Source organism: Nocardia pneumoniae NBRC 100136, from assembly GCF_000308755.1.
GTDB lineage: Bacteria > Actinomycetota > Actinomycetes > Mycobacteriales > Mycobacteriaceae > Nocardia > Nocardia pneumoniae.
Genome location: NZ_BAGF01000059.1, coordinates 22,798 through 42,238, shown reverse-complemented (window position 1 = coordinate 42,238; position 19,441 = coordinate 22,798). Strand labels below are relative to the sequence as shown.

Annotated in this window: 21 protein-coding genes; 11 read left to right on the top strand and 10 right to left on the bottom strand. The window is 67.8% G+C overall.

Annotation, left to right across the window (positions count from 1 at the left end):
- Positions 1 to 11 precede the first annotated feature (11 nt).
- Positions 12 to 764 carry a DUF6319 family protein gene (locus tag ON34_RS19815; RefSeq protein ID WP_040781352.1) on the top strand — a complete coding sequence of 251 codons (753 nt, stop codon included), beginning with the start codon at positions 12 to 14 and terminating at the stop codon, positions 762 to 764.
- A 1-nt stretch (position 765) separates the two neighbouring features.
- Here ON34_RS19815 and ON34_RS19810 read toward each other — a convergent pair whose 3' ends face one another.
- The 3 genes from ON34_RS19810 to ON34_RS19800 are packed head-to-tail and all read right to left on the bottom strand — an operon-like array spanning position 766 to position 3,466.
- On the bottom strand, positions 766 to 2,346 hold the full coding sequence (locus ON34_RS19810; RefSeq protein WP_083889568.1) for a GGDEF domain-containing protein: 1,581 nt from the start codon (positions 2,344 to 2,346) through the stop codon (positions 766 to 768).
- On the bottom strand, positions 2,346 to 2,915 hold the full coding sequence (locus tag ON34_RS19805; RefSeq protein WP_040781516.1) for a hypothetical protein: 570 nt from the start codon (positions 2,913 to 2,915) through the stop codon (positions 2,346 to 2,348). Before ON34_RS19805 ends, ON34_RS19810 begins: the two co-directional genes overlap by 1 nt.
- Positions 2,912 to 3,466: a pyruvoyl-dependent arginine decarboxylase gene (locus tag ON34_RS19800; RefSeq protein WP_245548104.1), complete on the bottom strand. Its 555-nt coding sequence runs from the start codon at positions 3,464 to 3,466 to the stop codon at positions 2,912 to 2,914. Before ON34_RS19800 ends, ON34_RS19805 begins: the two co-directional genes overlap by 4 nt.
- 165 nt (positions 3,467 to 3,631) lie before the next feature.
- Between ON34_RS19800 and galK the strand changes: the two genes are divergently transcribed.
- From galK to ON34_RS19785, 3 genes are all read left to right on the top strand, one after another.
- Entirely contained in the window at positions 3,632 to 4,759 is a 1,128-nt protein-coding gene (galK, locus tag ON34_RS19795) for a galactokinase (RefSeq protein WP_083889567.1), read from the top strand.
- A 220-nt stretch (positions 4,760 to 4,979) separates the two neighbouring features.
- Entirely contained in the window at positions 4,980 to 6,710 is a 1,731-nt protein-coding gene (locus ON34_RS19790) for a sodium:solute symporter family protein (protein WP_051022897.1), read from the top strand.
- 12 nt (positions 6,711 to 6,722) lie between these two features.
- Positions 6,723 to 6,980 (top strand): hypothetical protein, encoded by a 258-nt coding sequence (locus ON34_RS19785; RefSeq protein WP_051022882.1) that lies wholly within the window; start codon positions 6,723 to 6,725, stop codon positions 6,978 to 6,980.
- A 49-nt stretch (positions 6,981 to 7,029) separates the two neighbouring features.
- On the opposite strand, the gene ON34_RS19780 is transcribed toward ON34_RS19785, so the two are convergent.
- Positions 7,030 to 7,482, bottom strand: a complete 453-nt coding sequence (locus tag ON34_RS19780; RefSeq protein WP_373291950.1) for an SRPBCC family protein — start codon at positions 7,480 to 7,482, stop codon at positions 7,030 to 7,032.
- Positions 7,483 to 7,678: 196 nt separating this feature from the next.
- Positions 7,679 to 8,878 (bottom strand): helix-turn-helix domain-containing protein, encoded by a 1,200-nt coding sequence (locus ON34_RS19775; RefSeq protein WP_040781348.1) that lies wholly within the window; start codon positions 8,876 to 8,878, stop codon positions 7,679 to 7,681.
- 266 nt (positions 8,879 to 9,144) lie between these two features.
- Here ON34_RS19775 and ON34_RS19770 point away from each other — a divergent pair, with 266 nt between their 5' ends.
- Both ON34_RS19770 and ON34_RS19765 read left to right on the top strand, forming a co-directional pair.
- On the top strand, positions 9,145 to 9,456 hold the full coding sequence (locus tag ON34_RS19770) for a hypothetical protein (RefSeq protein WP_157172343.1): 312 nt from the start codon (positions 9,145 to 9,147) through the stop codon (positions 9,454 to 9,456).
- A gap of 157 nt (positions 9,457 to 9,613) precedes the next feature.
- Entirely contained in the window at positions 9,614 to 10,294 is a 681-nt protein-coding gene (locus ON34_RS19765; RefSeq protein ID WP_040781343.1) for a hypothetical protein, read from the top strand.
- 181 nt (positions 10,295 to 10,475) lie between these two features.
- On the opposite strand, the gene ON34_RS19760 is transcribed toward ON34_RS19765, so the two are convergent.
- Entirely contained in the window at positions 10,476 to 10,835 is a 360-nt protein-coding gene (locus tag ON34_RS19760) for an Rv2640c family ArsR-like transcriptional regulator (RefSeq protein ID WP_040781335.1), read from the bottom strand.
- 98 nt (positions 10,836 to 10,933) lie between these two features.
- Here ON34_RS19760 and ON34_RS19755 point away from each other — a divergent pair, with 98 nt between their 5' ends.
- The 5 genes from ON34_RS19755 to ON34_RS19735 all read left to right on the top strand — a co-directional run bounded on the left by ON34_RS19755 (position 10,934) and on the right by ON34_RS19735 (position 13,863).
- Positions 10,934 to 11,446, top strand: a complete 513-nt coding sequence (locus ON34_RS19755; protein ID WP_040781506.1) for an ArsI/CadI family heavy metal resistance metalloenzyme — start codon at positions 10,934 to 10,936, stop codon at positions 11,444 to 11,446.
- Between the two features lie 173 nt (positions 11,447 to 11,619).
- On the top strand, positions 11,620 to 11,985 hold the full coding sequence (locus ON34_RS19750) for an ArsR/SmtB family transcription factor (RefSeq protein WP_040781331.1): 366 nt from the start codon (positions 11,620 to 11,622) through the stop codon (positions 11,983 to 11,985).
- Positions 11,982 to 12,716, top strand: coding sequence for an aquaporin (locus tag ON34_RS19745; RefSeq protein WP_040781328.1), 735 nt, complete (start codon positions 11,982 to 11,984; stop codon positions 12,714 to 12,716). The genes ON34_RS19750 and ON34_RS19745 overlap by 4 nt, the downstream gene beginning before the upstream one ends.
- 15 nt (positions 12,717 to 12,731) lie before the next feature.
- Positions 12,732 to 13,145 carry an arsenate reductase ArsC gene (locus tag ON34_RS19740; protein WP_040781325.1) on the top strand — a complete coding sequence of 138 codons (414 nt, stop codon included), beginning with the start codon at positions 12,732 to 12,734 and terminating at the stop codon, positions 13,143 to 13,145.
- A 187-nt stretch (positions 13,146 to 13,332) separates the two neighbouring features.
- Entirely contained in the window at positions 13,333 to 13,863 is a 531-nt protein-coding gene (locus ON34_RS19735; protein ID WP_040781321.1) for a class IV adenylate cyclase, read from the top strand.
- A 163-nt stretch (positions 13,864 to 14,026) separates the two neighbouring features.
- Here ON34_RS19735 and ON34_RS19730 read toward each other — a convergent pair whose 3' ends face one another.
- From ON34_RS19730 to ON34_RS19715, 4 genes are all read right to left on the bottom strand, one after another.
- The gene (locus tag ON34_RS19730) at positions 14,027 to 14,869 is read right to left on the bottom strand and encodes a DUF8020 domain-containing protein (protein WP_040781316.1); all 843 of its coding nucleotides are present in this window, start codon (positions 14,867 to 14,869) and stop codon (positions 14,027 to 14,029) included.
- Between the two features lie 100 nt (positions 14,870 to 14,969).
- Positions 14,970 to 16,436 (bottom strand): PepSY-associated TM helix domain-containing protein, encoded by a 1,467-nt coding sequence (locus tag ON34_RS19725; protein WP_051022880.1) that lies wholly within the window; start codon positions 16,434 to 16,436, stop codon positions 14,970 to 14,972.
- A 362-nt stretch (positions 16,437 to 16,798) separates the two neighbouring features.
- A complete protein-coding gene (locus tag ON34_RS19720; protein WP_245548103.1) occupies positions 16,799 to 17,356 on the bottom strand; it encodes a hypothetical protein in 558 nt (185 codons plus the stop codon).
- A 300-nt stretch (positions 17,357 to 17,656) separates the two neighbouring features.
- Complete coding sequence (locus ON34_RS19715; RefSeq protein ID WP_040781313.1) at positions 17,657 to 19,315, bottom strand: acyl-CoA synthetase; 1,659 nt, start codon at positions 19,313 to 19,315, stop codon at positions 17,657 to 17,659.
- Positions 19,316 to 19,441: the final 126 nt, after the last annotated feature.

The window sequence follows — 19,441 nt, the reverse complement described above, 5'->3', positions numbered from 1 at the left end:
TCGGAGTAACCATGCCGTCGCCACGCACCAAGCCGCAGCCTTTGTCGGACAGCGAGATTCAGCAGATCGCCACGGACATCGCCGGTGGCCGCCCGCCGATGGTGTGGTTCACCTCGGCCGCGGTCGGCGTCCCGGAGGGGCGCTCGGGCAAGGTGGTCGCGCTCGGCGACCCGGCCGACGGAGACTTCTTGCAGGTCCGGCCGACCGGGTCGAAGGATGTACTGTCCTTCTCGCCGACCGAGGTGACCTTGACCAAGCCGCCGCGAGGGGCGGCCGGTAGCGCTGCCCAGCCGAAGTCGACAACCAGGAAGGAACCCGCTGTGACCCAGCCGTCGACCATGACGAGCACCGCGCCGCCCCCCGCGAGCGCCCCCACCCCGAAACCACGGGAGAGCACACCTCGAGCGAGCGAACCCGGCAGCGCGGGCCAAGGCGCGGCCAAGCAGGTTCCGGCGGCGAACGCGGCCAAGCCCGCGAAGGCCGCCGCCCGCAAGTCGAAGGCCCCCGAGGTCACGGTGACGCTGACCGGCACCGCCGACGGCGACTGGTCGGTCGACGTGGTGAGCGGCAAGAAGCGCACGGTGCGCGGTCTTCCGGTGGCCAGTTCCGCGGTCGCGCAGGCGGCCAAGATCCTGCACCCGGAGGTCGCCGAGGTGGTCGCCGGGATCCTGGAGGCGTTGCGTGGCGCGCAGGAGGCCAAGGTGCAGCAGTTGCAGGCGGAGCTCGAGGAGGCCAAGCGCCTGCTGGAGGAGCTGAGCGACTGACTCACACCGCCGGGCTGGTGGACCGCGTCGCCGCGCGCCAGACCCGGTCGGAGCGATCGCGTCGGTCTGGTTGACCTGGCCGACCCGGCCGGGCGCGCTCGGCGTCGGCGGACGGGGTCCGCGCGTCCTCGTGGAACGCGTAACCCAGCGAGTACTGCTTCGCGTGGTACATGGCCGCGTCCGCGTCCCGGATCAGACTGTGCACGGCGGTGTCGGAGCCGCACGGACCCGTGCAGGCGATGCCGACGCTCGCGGTGATCGGGATCTCGCCCGCGCTCAGCCCGAACGGACGGACGAACGCGCCGATCAGCCGTTCGGCCAGCACCGACGCCTCCGGCCGTGCGAGCGGCGACAGCACGACGAACTCGTCGCCGCCGTAGCGGGACACCACGTCCTCGCGGCGCACCACACGCCGGATCCGGGCCGCGGCGGTCGCGATCAGCTCGTCGCCCACCGCGTGCCCGTAGCTGTCGTTGACCCGTTTGAAGTCGTCCAAGTCGATGAACAGCAGGCAGATCGGTTGCTCGGCCCAGCGTTCGCGATGCTGCCGCAGCGTGCGCAGCAGCGCGGCCCGGTTCAGCAGCCCGGTGAGCATGTCGTGGTCGGCCTGGTACTGCGCGCGCCGCTCGCTGCGGGCGCTCCGCACGATGGCGCGCTCGCTGCGCACCAACATGCCGATCAGTAACAGCGCGAACAGCGACGACACCACCACGCGGTCGAGCGGGGCGAGGCTGGACCCGACCACCGGAACCAACGAGGCCACGATCAGCGCGATCGCGATGAGGCTGGCGCGCTGCCTGGAGTGGTGCGGGTGGATGTGCCGCGGCGCGCCGAGCGTCGTCATGGTGGGGTGCAGCGCCGCGGCCCCCACGATGGCGTAGGCGGCCAGCAGCGGAGCCAGCAGGGCCTCGCGCCCGAGGATGGTGGCGCCCGCGGTCTCCAAGCTGTAGCCCAGATCGCCGAGCAGGATGGCGATCAACCCGGCGTGCAGCAGCCACAGCGAGGTCTCCGCGCGGGTGGAGGTGGCCATCGAGTGCGCGACCAGGGTGAGCAGCAGCGCGTCGAGCACCGGGTAGACCGCCAGCACCACGACGTCGACGCCGGTTTCGGTCGAGCGCAGGATCGGCGAGATGAGGAAGGTCCAGGAGGCGAGCAGCGCACCAAGGCCGATCAGCGCGGAGTCGAGCATCAAGTCGTAGTTGCCGTGCACCTGGCGCGGCCACAGCCAGATCAGTGCGGCGAGACCGACACCGAGGTAGCCGAGCAGGGTGAACGCGTCATCGAGCGGATGCAGCGAGTGACCGGAGACGCCGCGCAGTGCGGTGCCGATCGCGAACAGCACCGCGGAGGCCGACAGCAGATACCACGGCAGCGGATGCGCGGGCCGGTGCGTGTGCACGCCGACGGCGATCATGGCGAGCGTCTCGCCGACAATGACCACCATCGTCGCCAGCGACACCAGCCGCGAGCCGATCCCCAGGTGTAGCGCGATCGCCGCCACGCAGCCGCCTAGAAGCACTGCGTACCAGCGCAATCCGAGGTGGCGCCGAGAGCTGGTCTGCGGCTGTTCACTCTGTGTCATCAGCCCCCCTTGGTCGCTCCGTCCCCGGTGAACCGGGCCGCGTAGTAGATCTGTGAATCCTCCACCGCGACTTCGACGTTCGCCTGTTCGTCGAGCACTGCCCGAATACTGTCGGCGAACGAGAACCGAGTGTTGTTGTACGAGCAGATGTCCCAACCGACCGCAGCGCGTTCGGCAACCAAAATCTGGACAACTGATTTGATCATGGCATGGAACGCCGCACCTTGTCGGGCAGTTGGCGCAACAAGGGTGAAACCCGCGTAATAGATCGCGTCACGCGCCGCGTGTTCGGGGTAGCGGGCGGCGAAATAGTCCGGGCTGATCCACGGCACGGTCTCGAGGTGCCTGGTCAGGGTGGTGACGCCGACCGGCTCGCCGGAGCGGGCGTGGGCCACGTGCTTCTGCACGCGCGGATCGCTCATCTCCTCGCGGAACTCCTCCGGATGCAGCACCTGCCGTGCGATGGCCTTCGCGCGCAGCGGGCCGAACGCCTCCTCGTAGAGGCGATGGAACATCTCGATGCGTTCGTCCGGAATCGACGTCTCGACGGTCACGGAGATCTCGTTCATCGCGGACCCCACGGGCTGGTGTGGTAGGCCGCGAGGACCAGCGCGCAGGCCGGATCGCCGTCGCAGGTGGTGTCGACGGTGCACAGCTGGACCGGGCCGAAGCCGTCGCCGCGGTGGCGGGTCATGTCGGCCAGGCTGGCCCGGATCAGGGCGGTCACCTCCTCGGCCGTGTCGGCCTCGTGCTCCACGAAAAGCCCCGCGCCGGAGCCGTCGTCGCGCAGCGTCCAGCCGATCCCGGCCGCGGCGGTGGCCCCAGGTTCGTGCACGTGCCGCACGGCGTAGACGCAGTACAGGCGATCGCCCCAAGGGATCGGCTTGCGCACCCGGCCGACGCGTTCGACGGTCGCGCGCGGCGGAATGACCGACGACAGCCGGATCAAGTTGGCGTCGCCGACACCGACGCCGCGCAGCGCCGCGTCGAACGCCGACATGGCGGTCGGTCCGACTCCGGTCGCCGCGCCTATCTCGATGGTCAGCGGCGCCGGGATCGGGCGCCGGCGTTCTGTCCAAGGCCGTGCGCGTAACTCCCCGAGCGGGGTGTCGTGAATCATCATGCCCTCCCGATTCCGGGGCGGCCACAGATTTGCAGGGCCGCCTTCCGTCAAAATCGACTGTGCGGGAAGAACGCCGATCGCGCATCCGAACGCGCCGAAAGCGCTGCTCCCGTGGCGTGTCTCGTACCCTGACACGAGCGACGAGGACAGCGAGGTACGAGTTTGCGGACATGGGTGGCACCGGGTCGGGTCAACATCATCGGTGAGCACACCGACTACAACGAGGGCTATGTCCTGCCCATCGCGCTGCCGCTGGTGGTGCGCTGCACGGCGGCGGCGCGCACGGACGGGCGGGTGCGCGTCGGCTCCCGGCAGCGGCCCGGCGAGCCGGTGCTCGTCGCGGTGACCGAGCTCGCCGCGCAGCGGGCGCGGGTGCCGGGGTGGGCGCGTTATCCGCTCGGTGTGGTCGCCGAGTTCGCGCGGCGCGGGCTGCGGATTTCGGGCGTCGACCTCGACCTGGACGGCGAGGTGCCGATCGGCGCGGGGTTGTCCTCGTCGGCGGCGCTGTCGTGCGCGGTGGCGGTCGCGCTGCGGGACATGTTCGCGCCCGGCATGACCGACCGCGCGCTGATCGACGTGGCCAGGGCAGCCGAGAACGATTACGTCGGTGCGCCCACCGGCCTGCTCGACCAGTCGGCCGCGATGCTCTGCACGGCCGGGCACGCGCTGTTGCTCGACGTGCGGGGTTTCGCCGCCGACACCACCGCGCCGCGGGGAGTCGCGCACGAGCAGATCCCGTTCGACGTGGCCGGCGTCGGACTCGAGCTGCTGGTGATCGATACCGGGCAGCCGCACGAGCTGGTCGACGGCCGCTACGCCGAGCGCCGCGACCAATGCGCGGCGGCGGCCGCCGCACTCGGCGTCGCCGCCTTGCGCGACGTCGCGTCCGCGGCGGACGCCGACCGGATCGCCGATGACGTGCTGCGCCGCCGGGCCAGGCACGTGGTCACCGAGAACGCCAGGGTGCTTGCGGTTGCCGAGAAATTGCGAGATGGCGTTGACCCGCGCGCGATCGGCCCGATCCTGACGGAGGGGCACGCCTCGCTGCGGGATGATTTCGACGTGTCCACCCCCGCGTTGGACGCCGCGGTCGACGCCGCGCTGGCCGCGGGCGCGCACGGCGCGCGGATGGTGGGCGGCGGATTCGGCGGAAGCGCCATCGCCCTGGTCGATCGGGAGCGGACCGAGGCCGTGGTGGAGTCGGTGCGAAGACGTTTCTCCGACGCGGATCTCCCCGAACCCCGCACGTTCGTGGTCGTGCCGTCGGCCGGAGCGCACCGGATCGGCTGAGCGACCGTCCAGATTTCTGCGTGAATGTGCCACGCGGGAGGGCACGATCACGCACAGTATGTGTCAGCCGACACCATTCGGCGGGCGACGAGGGGGTCGCGCGCGCCAGCAGGACCAGCACGACGCACGATCTCGCACGACGAAACGATCTCGCTCGACGCCCGGTTTCACCGCCAGGAGGAACGCTGTGCCGCTTGCCGATACCTACGTACTCGCCGCCGTGCCGGTCGCCTCGCCCCCGGGCGCACCGGCTACCCATTTCGAAGCGGCGCAGACCCTCCGGCTGGACGCGCAGCCGGTCGACTACGCACTGGTCGCCCTGTATTTCGTGTTCGTGCTCGGCATCGGCCTGCTGGCCAGGCAGCGGGTGTCCTCCAGCATCGACTTCTTCCTGTCCGGCCGCTCGCTGCCCGCCTGGGTGACGGGTCTGGCGTTCATCTCCGCCAACCTCGGCGCGGTCGAGATCATGGGCATGTCGGCCAACGGCGCCGAGTACGGCTTCCCGACCTTCCACTACTTCTGGATCGGCGCGATTCCGGCGATGCTGTTCCTCGGCGTGGTGATGATGCCGTTCTACTACGGGTCCAAGGTGCGCAGTGTGCCGGAGTTCATGCGCAGGCGTTTCGGCACCGGCGCCCACCTGGTCAACGCGCTGAGCTTCGCCGTGGCGCAGATCCTCATCGCGGGCGTCAACCTGTATCTGCTCGGCTCCATCGTGAACGTGCTGCTGGGCTGGCCGCTGTGGGTGTCGGTGATCGTGGCGGCGGCGATCGTGCTGTCCTACATCACCCTCGGCGGCCTGTCGGCCGCGATCTACAACGAGGTGCTGCAGTTCTTCGTCATCGTGGCCGCGCTGCTGCCGCTGACCCTCGTCGGACTGCACAAGGCCGGCGGCTGGGACGGGTTGCGGGACAAGATCACCGAGTCGCCCGGCGGGGCGCAACAGCTGGATTCCTGGCCGGGCAACGCGCTGAGCGGGTTCGGCGACAACGTCCTCTCGGTGCTCGGCATCGTGTTCGGGCTCGGCTTCGTGCTCTCGTTCGGCTACTGGACCACGAACTTCGTCGAGGTGCAGCGCGCGATGGCGACGCACTCCATCTCGGCGGCGCGGCGCACCCCGATCATCGGCGCCTATCCGAAGATGTTCATCCCGCTCATCGTGGTGATCCCCGGCATGATCAGCGCGGTCCTGGTGCCGCAGATGGCCGAGTACAAGGCGGCGGAGACGGTGAATCCGGACCTCGACAGCGACACCACCTACAACCAGGCGCTGCTGTACCTGATGAAGGACGTGCTGCCCAACGGTCTGCTCGGCGTGGGGCTGGCGGGCCTGCTCGCGGCGTTCATGGCGGGCATGGCGGCCAACGTGTCGGCGTTCAACACCGTGTTCAGCTATGACCTGTGGCAGCAGTACGTGCGGCGCGAGCGGCCCGATGGCTACTACCTCGTCGTGGGGCGGCTGGCCACCGTGGGGGCGACCGTGGCCGCGATCTTCACCGCGTTCATCGCCTCCGGGTTCAGCAACATGATGGACTACCTGCAGACCCTGTTCAGCTTCTTCAACGCCCCGCTGTTCGCCACGTTCATCCTCGGCATGTTCTGGAAGCGGATGACGCCCGCGGCGGGCTGGATGGGCTTGGTCTGCGGAACCGGCTCGGCCATCGTGGTTTTCCTCCTGCACGAAGCCGAGGTGTTCGAATTGTCCGGCCAGGGATCGAGTTTCGTCGCGGCGGGCGTCGCGTTCGTGGTCGACATCGTGGTCAGTGTGGCGGTCACGCAAGTGACCCAGCCGAAACCGGCGGCCGAGCTGATCGGACTGGTGTACTCGGAGACGCCGAAAGACGTGCGCACCGACCCCGAGGCCGACACGCTGCCCTGGTATCAGCGTCCGGTGCTGCTGGCGGGCATCGCGCTGGTGCTCGTGATCGCCCTCAACGTCTTCGTCGGATAAGGAGCTGTGGCAATGCTTTTCGATATCCGCACCATTGTCGGCGCGCTACTCGGCTGTTACGCGGTCGTCCTCGTCGTCACCGGCCTGGTGCACGACACGGCGGCCGACCAGGCGAAGACGGGTGGCGTCAACGTGAACCTGTGGTCCGGGATCGGCATGGGCGTGGTGGCGCTGGCCTTCGTGGCTTGGGCACTGCTGCGTCCGGTCCGAGTGCCGCCCGAACCGCACGTGCCCGCGGACCACACCGCCGCGGGCACGGACTCCGTGTGAAACCGGCGGCGCCGCCCGAGGTGGGTGGCGCCGCCGGTTGTCGGGTGGATCAGATGCCCGGGCGGGGGATGTCACCGCGCCAAGCACCCGTCTCGCGGCCTTGGCCCTCGATGAAGTCCTTGAAGCGCTTCAAGTCGCCGTTGACCCGGTGCTTGAGGACACCGAGTTTGTCGGCGACGTTCTCCACGAACCCTTCGGGGTCGACATCCATCTGCGCGGTCACCCTGGTGTGGGTGTCGTCGAGCCGATGGAACGTGACGACGCCCGCGTGGTTGGGCCCGCTGTCGGACCTCCAGGCGACGCGTTCGTCGGGATGCTGCTCGGTGATGGTCGCGTCGAACTCCCGCGTCGACGGGCCGACGTGGACACGCCAGTGCGTGTGCCGGTCATCGAGCTGTTCGACAGCTTCGACACCCTCCATGAACTGCGGAAACGACTCGAACTGCGTCCACTGGTTGTAGGCGGTGCGAACCGGGACCTCGACGTCCACCGTGGCGGCCATTGTGCTCACTGTGTACTCCTTTCCTCGCCCGGCCGCGCAAGCGTATGAATCGGCGGCTGCCTCGCCTCCGCGCGGCCCGGCGCTGGTCTGCGGTCGTACTTCGTCCGGCTGCGCCCATCCGGCGTCTTCGGTTGAACCTTCCGAGCGGCTCGGACAGTGGTCGCGTACCCGGGCAGCGTGGGCACAAACAGCCCGCCTACCCCAGCAGCACGCCCGCCGCGTACGAGTCCAGGTCGCGCACCGGTTGCGTCGACGCCCACGGTTCGAATTTCGCTCGCGTCTGCGTGTAGGCCTGCCGCACGCGTGGCGAGGTGTTCTGCGCGGCCAGCTCCAGCGCGGTGCGGGCAGCCTCGCACGCGCGGTCGATATCGTGCGCGACCGTCAGCGACGCGAGGCTGAGGCTCCACAGCGCACGGTCGCGGCTGGCGTGGGCCGGGATGAGGCTCAGCACGTCCTCGATCGTCTCGGCCGCCACGCCCACCTCGCCACCCGTCTCCAGGCATCGGGCCGTCATGGCGCCGGTCGTCCACGCACTCTGGTAGTAGCAGTACGACTCGTCCGGTGTCGTCTGCTCGGCGTAGTCGCCGCTTACCCGGAACAGCTGTAGCCACGCCTCGGATTTCCGCCCGTCGGACGCGAATGCCTGTGCTGCGCAAAGCTTTCGGAAGTCGTCGACGCGGCCGTCCCGGACCGGCGTGCGCAGCATGCCTTCCGCGATGCCCGCGGCGGTGCGGAACTGGCGCAGTTCCACCGCCAGTTGGGTGCGGTGGCAGAGTATCCCGGTCGCGACGTCGGCGTCACCGGATTCCTCCGCGTGCTGGTAGGCGATCCGGAACAGCTGGTCGGCCCGCTCCAGATCGCCTTGATCCCACGCCGCCCACGCGCTGCTGGCAGTGGCCTCGCCGGTCAACGATTGCAGCGCGGGACGCAAGGCCGCGGGACATTCCCGCAGCAGCGCCGCGCACGTCTGCGCTTGGGCTTCGATAATGGGCCGGGCGGCGTCGGAGCCCAGCTGGTCGTCCAATAGCTGCGCCGCGTGCACGGTACTTCGCAGGTGGCCGATCGCGTCCGGCGTGACGGTCGGAGAACCACTCGTGCTCAGTGTTGCCGCGCCGACGACCGCGCCGGTCGTGGCAATGAAGTCTCGCCGGTTCACGTCCAAGTCTCCAATCAACACTCGGAAACGCTGTTGTGCCCCATGGTCCGCATCTCGAAGAACACTGTCCAGCCGCGCCTGGAAGCCCACGCTCACCGGACGGTGTAGCCGACTCTCCCAGAAGCTGACCGTTCGCTGACCACAACGCAGCAGCTCAGCGAGCTCGCTCTGGGTCAACCTGCACGCGTCCCGCAGCGCCTTCACCTCCGCGCCGGTCCACATCGTCACCACATCTGCCACGGTGCCCCCTTGCACTGTCAGACGGTCATTGCTGCCGATTGCTGAAGGCTGCATGTGCGTTACCTTCCAGGAGGGATTGTGACCCGGCATGCTCAGATGTGTACCCGGAACCGGGAAACCTTGTCGCACAACCGAACCCCTATGCGACGGGACATCCGAATCGTGCACGAAGCATGGTGTCGGCTGGCGTTCCCCCGCGCCCCGGTTCCGGGTCACTCCACGACGATGAGAGCCGGGATCCATTCCCCGCGACCACAGGCGGCCTCATGAACTACGACCATCGAGCCATGGCCGAGATCGCTGTTCTCGCCGACCTCATCGCGGCGATCGACACCGCCTTGGCCGACGCCGCTTGCCGCGACAGACATCCCGGCACTCGGCGCGCCCATGTCTTCGCCGTCGTGCTGTACGAGCTGATCGCCAGCGCACGCACGGTGGACGGCCCCGACGCCGGACGCCTGTACGCGGCGCCGATCCTGGACTCGGTCATCGACGACGCACCCGCCGCCGACGAACTCTCCGTCCTGGACCTCTTGGTGCCGGTACTCGTCGCCTGTCACATCGCGAACGAATCCTGACCGTCCTCCCATCCCTCGCGTGCGCGCAGGGCTCATCCGCGATGTGCGAAGACCATTCGCCCGGCGATGTGATTCGCTCTGTCTTCGAGGGCCGCCGCACGACGAAGCGCAGCGAGTGACGAGCGCACGAGGCTATCGAGGCAAGGAGGGCTACGGAATGAAGACCATCGAGATATTCGAGATGCCCGCTCGCGATGACCTGCACGACCCGGCCGAGGCACTGAACACGTACTTGTCGTCCGCGGGCGGAGGCCGGGCCGACGCGTCCGACGTCTTCCAATTCGCGTGCATGCTGGCGGCCACCGAGGCCGAAGAGGGCGCGAACGACGACGAACAGTGCCTGAACATCTTCCAGAACGCGCTGCCGAGCTGGACCAGTCGTTTCGGCTTGAACGTGAAAATACGCGGCCACGGCATCTTCTATCCGACCTACGGTCCCTACGGTGCCGATCGCGGCGACGTGTCGTCGATCTATTGGGCGACGACTGGGTTCAGCGACCGGGCCCGCGCCTACGAGGCCATCGCGCTACCGCCCGATGCGCCGACGCCCACCGATTCGCTTATCGATCAATACAGTGATTGGTCGCAGAATGCCGCCGCGGCGGCGGACGAGGAAACCAACGACTCGGCGCGTTTCTCCGCGTTCGTGGACGCGATGTCGCAGTCTTTGAGCGCATCCGGTCATTCGTCGGCTGGCACCTCATATGGTTACTTCAACAGTGGGGGAACTGAAATCTACAGCCCGGCCCTGCAAGATTCCGGAATGCTCTGGAACGTCGCGCCATTCGGTTCGTGGGAAAACCATCGGTACCAGTGCATCACCGTATTGCCACGATGAGCACTGTCCGGCCCGCTGTTCGATCGCGCCGTCATCCATAGGTGCTCTGGGGGTCACCACGCCTCCAGAGCGCCAACAGATCCGGAGCCACATGTTGCAGGCGGGCGTCCGCGCGGTGTTCGCATGCCGGACCGTCGCGGTCGGATTCCATTGCGGCGCAGTATCCCTGGGGCAGGGTAGTTCAGCGGCAGCAGTTGGGATCCAGCACCACGCACAGCGCGGCGAGTGCGTCGCGGCGGGCGCGATGGAAGGTGTTCATGCCGCGGCGTTGGGACTCGACCAGACCCGCCTTGCGCAGCTGGCCGAGGTGATGGCTGACCGTCGATTCCGCCAACCCGACCGCCGCCGCCAGATCGCCGCCGTTCTCCTGCCCATCCGAGCTGGTCAGCAGTAGCGACAGCAGCCGGACGCGCACCGGATCGGCGATCGCCTTCAACCGCAGCGCCACCTCCAGCGCGGCGTTCTCGTCCACCGGCCCGGCCGCGACCGGCGGGCAGCAGACCGGAGCGGACATATCGATCACGGGCAACGTCTTGGGCATGGGATCAACTCTACCCACGGCATTGACATATGTCGAAAAGGTGACCAGACTCGACCTCAGTTCTTCGACATATGTCTCACAAGTGGAGGTTGTTCATCATGTCCCGCATCCAGCTCGCCCTCAACGTCGACGACATCGACCAGGCTGTTCAGTTCTACTCGACCCTGTTCCATGTCGAACCCGCCAAGCGCAAGCCCGGCTACGCGAACTTCGCCATCGCCGAGCCACCCCTGAAACTGGTGCTGATCGAGAACCCCGGCCACGGCGGCAGCGTCAACCACCTGGGCGTCGAGGTCGAAACCTCGGCCCAGGTCCACGCCGAGATCTCCCGCCTCTCCCAAGCCGGTCTGTTCACCGAGGAACAGATCGCCACCACCTGTTGCTTCGCCACCCAGGACAAGGTCTGGGTCACCGCGCCGGACAAAGAGCGCTGGGAGGTCTACACCGTCCTCGCGGACAGCGAAAACTTCGGCACCGCACCGGAACTCAGCGAATCGGAAGCGGTTCAAGCGTGCTGCGGCACCACCGAGGACGCCGCAGCCGAGGGATCGTGCTGCAGCGCCACCGCGAAGAAGGAAGCCATCGCCTCCGGCGCAGGCTGCTGCGGCTGAACCGCGTTCTTCGACCATTCGCGCAGCAAGACTCGGGTGGTGCGCGGGGGTCATCCGCTGTTCTGGGATTCGGGCGCCAGTTCGGTGGCAGCGGTCCCCGACGCCGGTTCGCGGACAGGTTGTTCACCAGGTGTTCGCTTGTCTGCTGATTCGACAGGCATCAATATCGATGCATGTCTATGTCGGAGCTGCCGCTGACGGACGTGACCTCGCTGTCGTGCGAGGTCACGCCCCTCATCCGCCAACCGTTGACCGCCGTGGCCGCCGCGGACCTGGCCTCGGTGTTCAAGGCGTTGGCGGACCCGGTCCGGTTGCGGCTGCTGTCTGTCGTCGCGAGCCACGCCGGGCAGGAAGCCTGCGTCTGCGACCTGTCGGAAGGGTTCGATGTCAGCCAGCCGACCATCTCCCACCATCTGAAGGTCCTGCGCGAAGCTGGATTGCTCAGCAGCGAGCGGCGCGGATCGTGGGTCTACTATCGCGTCGAACCCACCGTTCTGCGGCAGCTGTCGCAACTGCTCGACATCGCGGTCGCCCGATGAACTCTCTCGCGCGGCGGCTGATCGCCGAGTTCATCGGTACCGCGTCACTGGTCACCGTCGTGGTCGGCTCCGGCATCGCCGCCCAGCGGCTCTCCCCGCACGATGTCGGCCTCCAGTTGCTGGAGAACTCGACCGCGACCGTGTTCGGGTTGGCCGTGTTGATCCTCGTCTGTGGGCCGGTCTCGGGTGCGCACTTCAACCCGGCCGTCTCCGCAACCGACTGGCTGCTCGGCCGCCGCCGCGGCACCGGTCTCACCGGCCGCGATCTGGTCGGCTACCTCATTGCCCAGGTAGGCGGGGGAGTGATGGGAGCGGTGCTGGCCAACGTGATGTTCGACCAGGCCGCACTCCAGATATCCACCCATCACCGCATCACCAGCGGTCATCTGGTCGGCGAGATCGTCGCCACCGCCGGACTGATCGCGGTCGTCTTCGCCCTGGCCCGCAGCGGCCGCGCCGCGCTATCGGCAGGCGCGGTCGGCGTCTACATCGGGTCGGCTTACTGGTTCACCAGTTCCACGTCTTTCGCCAACCCTGCCGTCACCATCGGCCGCGTGTTCTCCGACACCTTCGCCGGAATCGCCCCCTCCTCGGTTCCCGGATTCGTCGCCGCTCAGATCGCGGGCGCACTCATCGGGCTCGCGATCATCGGCGTCCTCTATCCAGCAACTACAGCGGCAGCCGCCGACAACGTCGTCGTCCCGCACGACACCACTACGATCAACGACTGAAAGGCTTGCCCCGCAATGCCATCCAAGCCCAGCGTGCTGTTCGTCTGCGTCCACAACGCCGGACGCTCCCAAATGGCCGCCGCGCTGCTGACCCACCTTGCCGACGACCAGGTCGAGGTCCGCTCCGCAGGTTCCGCCCCCGCCGACCAGATCAACCCCGTAGTGGCGGAAGCGATGCGAGAGCTCGGCATCGACATCACCGACCAGAAACCGAAGATCCTCACCCCCGAAGCCGTGGAAGCCTCCGACGTAGTGATCACCATGGGCTGCGGCGACGCCTGCCCCTACTACCCCGGAAAGCGTTACCTCGACTGGAAACTCGCCGACCCCGCTGGCCAAGGAATCGAAACCGTCCGCACCATCCGCACCGAGATCGAACAACGCATCCGCACGTTGCTCGCCGACCTCGATATCCAGCCCGGCCGCTGATCACGCGTTGGTCACCCGGTTTCCGACTGTTGTGGTGCCAGAGCGATTGCAGAAACACTGCTACGGACCCGAACGAAACCGTGGAATCGGCCGCGACCGCTGACGACGCCCGCGCGAGTAGTAGCGGCTCGCCGCCCGGCGCTTCGGATAGATTCAGCCCACCGACCAATCCGACTAGGAGCCAAGAGTGCCTATCGAGCACGAAGCCAAGATCCTCGGCATCGACCCCGACACCATCGAGCAGCACATCCTGGACAAGGGCGGCCGCAAGGTGGGCGAACGGTTCATGCGCCGCTACGTCTACGACATCACGCCCGGCGATGAGTCGAAGTGGATCAGGTTGCGTGACAACGGCAACGGAACCACCCTGGCCGTCAAGCAGATCACCAGCGACGCCATCGACGGAACCCACGAAGTCGAGATAAGCGTCGACGACTTCACCGCCACCAATGCCATGCTCGAGATGATGGGCTTCACCGCAAAGTCCTACCAGGAAACCCGGCGGATCAGCTTCGTTCTCGACGGGGCACAGCTCGAGATCGACACCTGGCCACAAATCCCGCCATACCTGGAGATCGAAGCCGCGACGAAGGATGAGGTCGTCCGGATCGCCGAACTGCTCGGCTTCACCGAGGCCGACCTCACCGGCGAGAACACCATCAAGATCTACGCTCGGCACGGGATCGACCTCAACACCATCCGCGAACTACGGTTCTGAGCTGACTACGCGGGTTTCCGGCGGCTTCTAGGCGCAGGAACCTGGGGCACAACGTCTCACCGTCAGACGGCCGGGTCGGGTTGGCAACGGCCTCGGTACCGAGACAGTGTTGTCCAGGTACCGAGGCCGATTTGGTGCCCTGGCCGCGCACCAGGGCACTTCACTACTTCTGCGGTTCGGCTGGCCTGCTCGGCATGGGCGAGTTGACCGTGCTGAAGTACTGGATCGCCGCGCCGATGGCGACCGGGGCGGTGACCAGGATCTGGCCCGCGACCGTGCCCAGTGCGCCGACCGCGACTATGCCGCCGAGGCAGCCGACGGCGGCGGCGGGGATGAAGGGGCCGAACATGCCGACGATGGTGGCGGCGGCGACGGTGGCACCGGCGATGCCGCCGAGGATGCAGCCGACCGACGCGCCGCCGATGCCGCCGACCAGGGTGCCGACGGAGGCGCCCATCGAGATGGTGCTGGTCATGCGGGACCAGGCGGCCTGCTCGCGGTCGTATTCGGTTTTCCAGGGGGCCTTGTCCTCGAAGGGCAAGGCGACCGGCTTGTAGGTGGCGTGCGCGATATCGAACTGCGGGGTCAGCGTCGCCGTGCGGTCGGAGATCTCTGCGGCGATGGGGAATTCGAAGTCGTCGAGGCGGAAGGTGAGGGGCGCGCCCGCGACGATGGTGCCGTCGACGGCTTTGATCTTCAGCATCTGGTCCTCGATCACCAGCGAACCGGTGTCGGTGGTGATGATGCTGGATGACTCGGTGGCGTAGGCGGTGAAGCCGACGGCTTCGGCCTTGGGGGCAGCGGCCTCGCTGGAATCAGCCTCGGCGGAAGCGCCTTCGCCAGGCGTGGACTCGGCGGACGTGGTGTCGGCGGGAGCGCCTTCGCCGGATGTGGACTCGACGGACGTTGCGTCGACGGGAGCGGGAGCGGCGGAGCTGGTGCCCGCGGCGATGCTCACCGCGGCGGTGGTGAACGCGGCGGCCAGAGCTAGTTTCGTGATCTGCATGGGAATTCCTTGGTTTTCGAGGCATGGCGGTACGACGGCCATACCTATGACGTTCGATAGGTCGTGGGAGTAACGGGCCTCAGCCCGGTGGATGTGTGAACTAGGAGGTGGCGCGGACCCGTCCGACGAGGCCGAGCAGGATGTCGACGGCGAGGAAGGCGAGCAGGCTCAACCCGACCAGCGGCACGAACCACCCAACCACCAGCGCGGCGGCCAGCAAGGGCACGACCAGCCACGGCGAGCCCTGGCGCAACGCGCCGCGCCGCGGAGCCCGGCCCATGGTGAACCGTCCCGCGTCGCGAGTCGGTCGCCTGCGCCACCACAGGAGGTAACCGCGCACGATCACGGTGATCAGGCCGATCATCGCCGCGAGCAGCAACAGCTGGTTGAGCAGCCCGAACATCAGACCCATATGGAACTGGATGCCCCAGTTGGTGAGCTTGGCCATCAGCGGCCAGTTCGCGTAGGCCAGCCGATCGGTGACCGCGCCGGTAGCGCCGTCGACCGCGACCGAGTCGACGGTGTAGATGCCGGACATCCGGCGTTCCTTCACCGCGAACGCCTTCCCCGGCGCGGCCGGAACGGCGATCTCGGCAGCTTGGGTGATGCCCTCGGCGCGTGCGGTCGCATACACCCGATCCAGCTGGCCGATCAGGTCGGCGTCGGTGGACGTGTGCTCGGCATGGCCGCCGCTGTGATGATCGGAACTCGAATCATGCTCGGGCGCGGCGCTTCCGGGCAGCACGGTACTGACCGCCGGTGTGGTCCAACTCAATTGCTGACGCAGCTCGGTGATGTTCTCACCCGCGTACGTCGACCAGGTCATGCCGGTCACCGACAGCAACAGCGCCAAGGGGAGCACCCACATGCCCACCGCTCCATGCCAATTCAGCGTACGCCCGCGCCCGCGTTGCGAACGGTCGGCCGCGAACAGCCAACCCCAGCCGTTGCGGGCGCGTCGGCTGCGTACCCGGCGCACCCAGATGACCAGACCGGCCAGCCCCACGATCCACAGCCACGACGCGGCGAGCTCACTGTAGATCCGGCCGGGCTCGCCCAAGTGCATGTCCCGGTGCAGTTTGTCGATCCAGGTGCGCATCGGCAATGCGCCCGAGCTGCCGTAGACGACGGAATCGCCGACCGGCAGTGCGGTGTACGGGTCGACGAATACCGCGCGCCGCTCGGACTCACCCAGCGAAGGATCGCTGAACAGCACGCGGGTGGTGTCCTCTGTGCCCGCCGCCGGGGCGACCGCGACCAGGTGCAGGTCCGGCTGGGTGGCGACGGCGGCGCCGACCTGCTCCGAGAGCGGCTTCGGTGTCCCGGTCCGGGTGACCGTCAGCAGGTCGCGCGACGTGATCGACTCGAGCGTCGGCGAGATCGCGTAGAGCGCGCCGGTCACCGCCGCGATCAGGATGAACGGTCCGACGAACACGCCTGCGTAGAAATGCAGCCGCATAAGCGCGTGCAGGGTGTTGCGCCGAGTGGACCGGCGGTTGGCGGATGGAGCGTCCGACGGCTCCGGTAAGTCGGCGTCGGAAGTGGCTATTTCTTCTGTTGTACTCACGGTCGTTTCGTTTCTGACGTCGGAAACCCGTGCGGGAGCTGGCTGTGTCCGGCGCGGCCTTACGCACGAGGCGCTCCTGCCGACGTCGACAGCGCGTACTTCGCGGAAGGCCGGTGTGGACGTCGCGGAACCAGGTTCGGAGACAGACGTATCGGCCGAGGCGAACGACGACGGGCGCGCTCACCTCAGGAGGCGCGATCGCCGCGGTACGCGGAAGGTGCCGTGCAAACCCGCGCAATGGCGTCCTGTCGCACGCTCAGGCGTGGGCACGAGAGTGCGGACGACGCTGTGCTACACGGGAAAGACCATGGCATGAGCAGAACTCACGCCACGGCGCTCCCTGCACCGGGTGTGGGAAAAGATCAGACAGCGACCGGAAGAGGCGGACCGCGCGTGCGCAGCGATTCAGCGGCGAACACGCGCAGGATGACGCGATCGCGATGGTCCGTACGCAGCGGTGCACGATCCGCGACCACGGGCGGAATGTGGCGCACCGGCAGCACGCGGGAAACCACCGCGGTCCCGATCCGGTACGCGACCTCCGCGCCACGGATCACGACGGAAGCCGCGAGCGCCGCGACCAGGTGCGCGGTGAGCATGGTGGGGGTCAGCTGGGCGTCACCGTGATGCACGTGCCCTGAGCTGATGCCCATGGTGAAGTGACCGAGTAATTGTCCGGCCACGAGAGCCGCGATCAACCCGGCCGAGGACTCGCGCAGCGGCGCAAGACCGGCCACCAACGCGCCGACCACGGCGGACGCGGCGGCGAGCAGCGCCAGCGTGGAGGTCTCCGGCGGCATTCCGCCGGACGCCCAGCCGTGTGCCGCAACGGAAACCGCTGCCGAGACCGCACCGGCCGAACCACCGCGCAGCCGCGCGACGGCGCCGCGTCGTCCCGCGGCAGACCGGTCGATACTCACCCGCCGATGATAGCCGACGAATTGCACCCGATTCCTCGACAAAGGGCCGTCCCGTCACGGACACCGATGTGCCAGACGGCTTGGGCGCGGATGCGGTCCCGCTGAAGGGTTGTCTGGTCGCCAACAGCAATGCGCTGAGCGGCTTGGCGCTACTCGACCAGCTCGCTGTGCCTCGTTGATCGGCTGTCCCGCCGGAAAGAGCTGTGGCTCTGAGCAAGGCTCAGGGTTACAGATCGTGAGGAAACTATCGGCAGGCGCGGCGACGAGGACGCCGCGCCGCCGGTCCTGGACGCGAGCCGATCAGCCCGCGTCGACCTCCATCTCGATCAGCGGCTTGCGCAGCAGCTTGCCGGTCGCGTTGCGGGGCAGCTCGTCGAGGAAGATCACCTCACGCGGGACTTTGTAGCGGGCCAGGTTCGCCTTGACGTAGTCCTTGATCTCCTGCGGGTCCCGCTTGGAATCGGGCCCGGGCACCACGAAAGCGCGCAGCCGTTTGCCGAACTCGCGGTCGTCCACGCCGACCACCGCGGCCTCGAAGATGTCGTCGCGGCCCGCGATGAGATTCTCCACTTCGAGCGGGAAGACGTTCTCGCCGCCGGAGACGATCATGTCGTCGTCGCGTCCGTCGATGTAGAGCAGGCCGTCGGCGTCGAAATGCCCGACGTCACCGCTGGACATCATGCCGTCGACGATCTCCTTGGTGCGGCCGTCGGTGTAGCCGGTGAAGGCGAAGCCGTTGTCGACGAAGATGGTTCCGGTGACGTTCGGCTCGGTGATCGGCTTGCGGTTCTCGTCCAGCAGCACGATGCGGATGCCGACCGGCGGCTTGCCCGCGGTGGTCGGCGCCTTGCGCAGGTCCTCGGGGGTCGCGACGGTCATGACGGCGCATTCGGTGGAGCCGTAGAGGTTGTAGAGGCTGTCTTTGAAGTAGTCCAGCGTGCGGGTCACCACGTCCGGCGCGATGGCCGAGCCCGCCGCGAAGATCACCTTGATGCTGCTCACGTCGTACTTGGCCAGCACGTCCTCGCCCAGGTCCAGGATGCGCTGCAGCATGGTGGGCACCACCACCAGCGAATCCGCCTTGTACCGGGCGATATTGGCCAGGGTCTGCTCGGGATTGAACCGGCGCTGCTGGAAGATCACCCGGTTGCCGAGGGCCAGACCCAGGGTGAACTGGGACAGTCCGGTGCCGTGGAAGATCGGCGCCGCCATGATCATGGTGCCGTTGTTGGGCAGCGGCACCCGGTCGACGAACTGGGCGGAGGCGAACGGGCTCACCCGGTCGCGGGGCGCGCCCTTCGGAGTTCCGGTGGTGCCGCTGGTCAGGATCACCATGCCGCCGGGCTTGACGGGCGCGGGCAGCGGCGCGGTGGAACGGCTCGTGCTCAGCGTCTCGATGGTCGGAATCGACGGGTCGACGTCGTCGGTCTCGTCGACCCAGGTGAGGATGCGCGGGATCGCGGCGGGGATGGCGCTCATCAGGTCGAAGAACTCGCTGTCGTGCAGCACCGCTTTCACGTGCTCGCGCTCGGCCACGTCGGCGAACTGCGGTTTGGCGAAACCGGTGTTCATCAACACCGCGCGCACGCCGAGTTTGCCGGTGGCCAGCAGGCTCAGCACCATGCCGCGGTGGTCGCGGGCGAGGATCGCCACCACGTCACCCGGATTGATGCCTTGGGCCTGCAATCCTCGGGCCAAGGCGTTGGACTGGTCGTTGAGCTGGCCGAAGGTCAGCTCGCCGCGCTCGTCGACGATGGCCCCGGCGTGCGGCCTGGTCTGCGCGGCGTGCATGACGACCCCGGCGAACGGCCCGAATTTCAGCACGTTGCGTGCCGAGCGCGCCGCGTGGTCCGGGCGCAGCGGATTGAACAACCGCCGCTTCACCATCACGTTCACGCCAAGGGCTAGATCGCCCGCCTTACGGGCGGTGTCGGCCAGCGGGGGGAGGGAAAGAGACATCGACGACAACCTTCCGGCGGCGCCACCCGGCGGTCCTCCGAGTGGTGCAGGCCGCAATATCGAGGGCCAGTGCTGCCGCTAACAGTAGCAAGCATCTGTGACCGGATGTGTCACGTATCTCGCGGA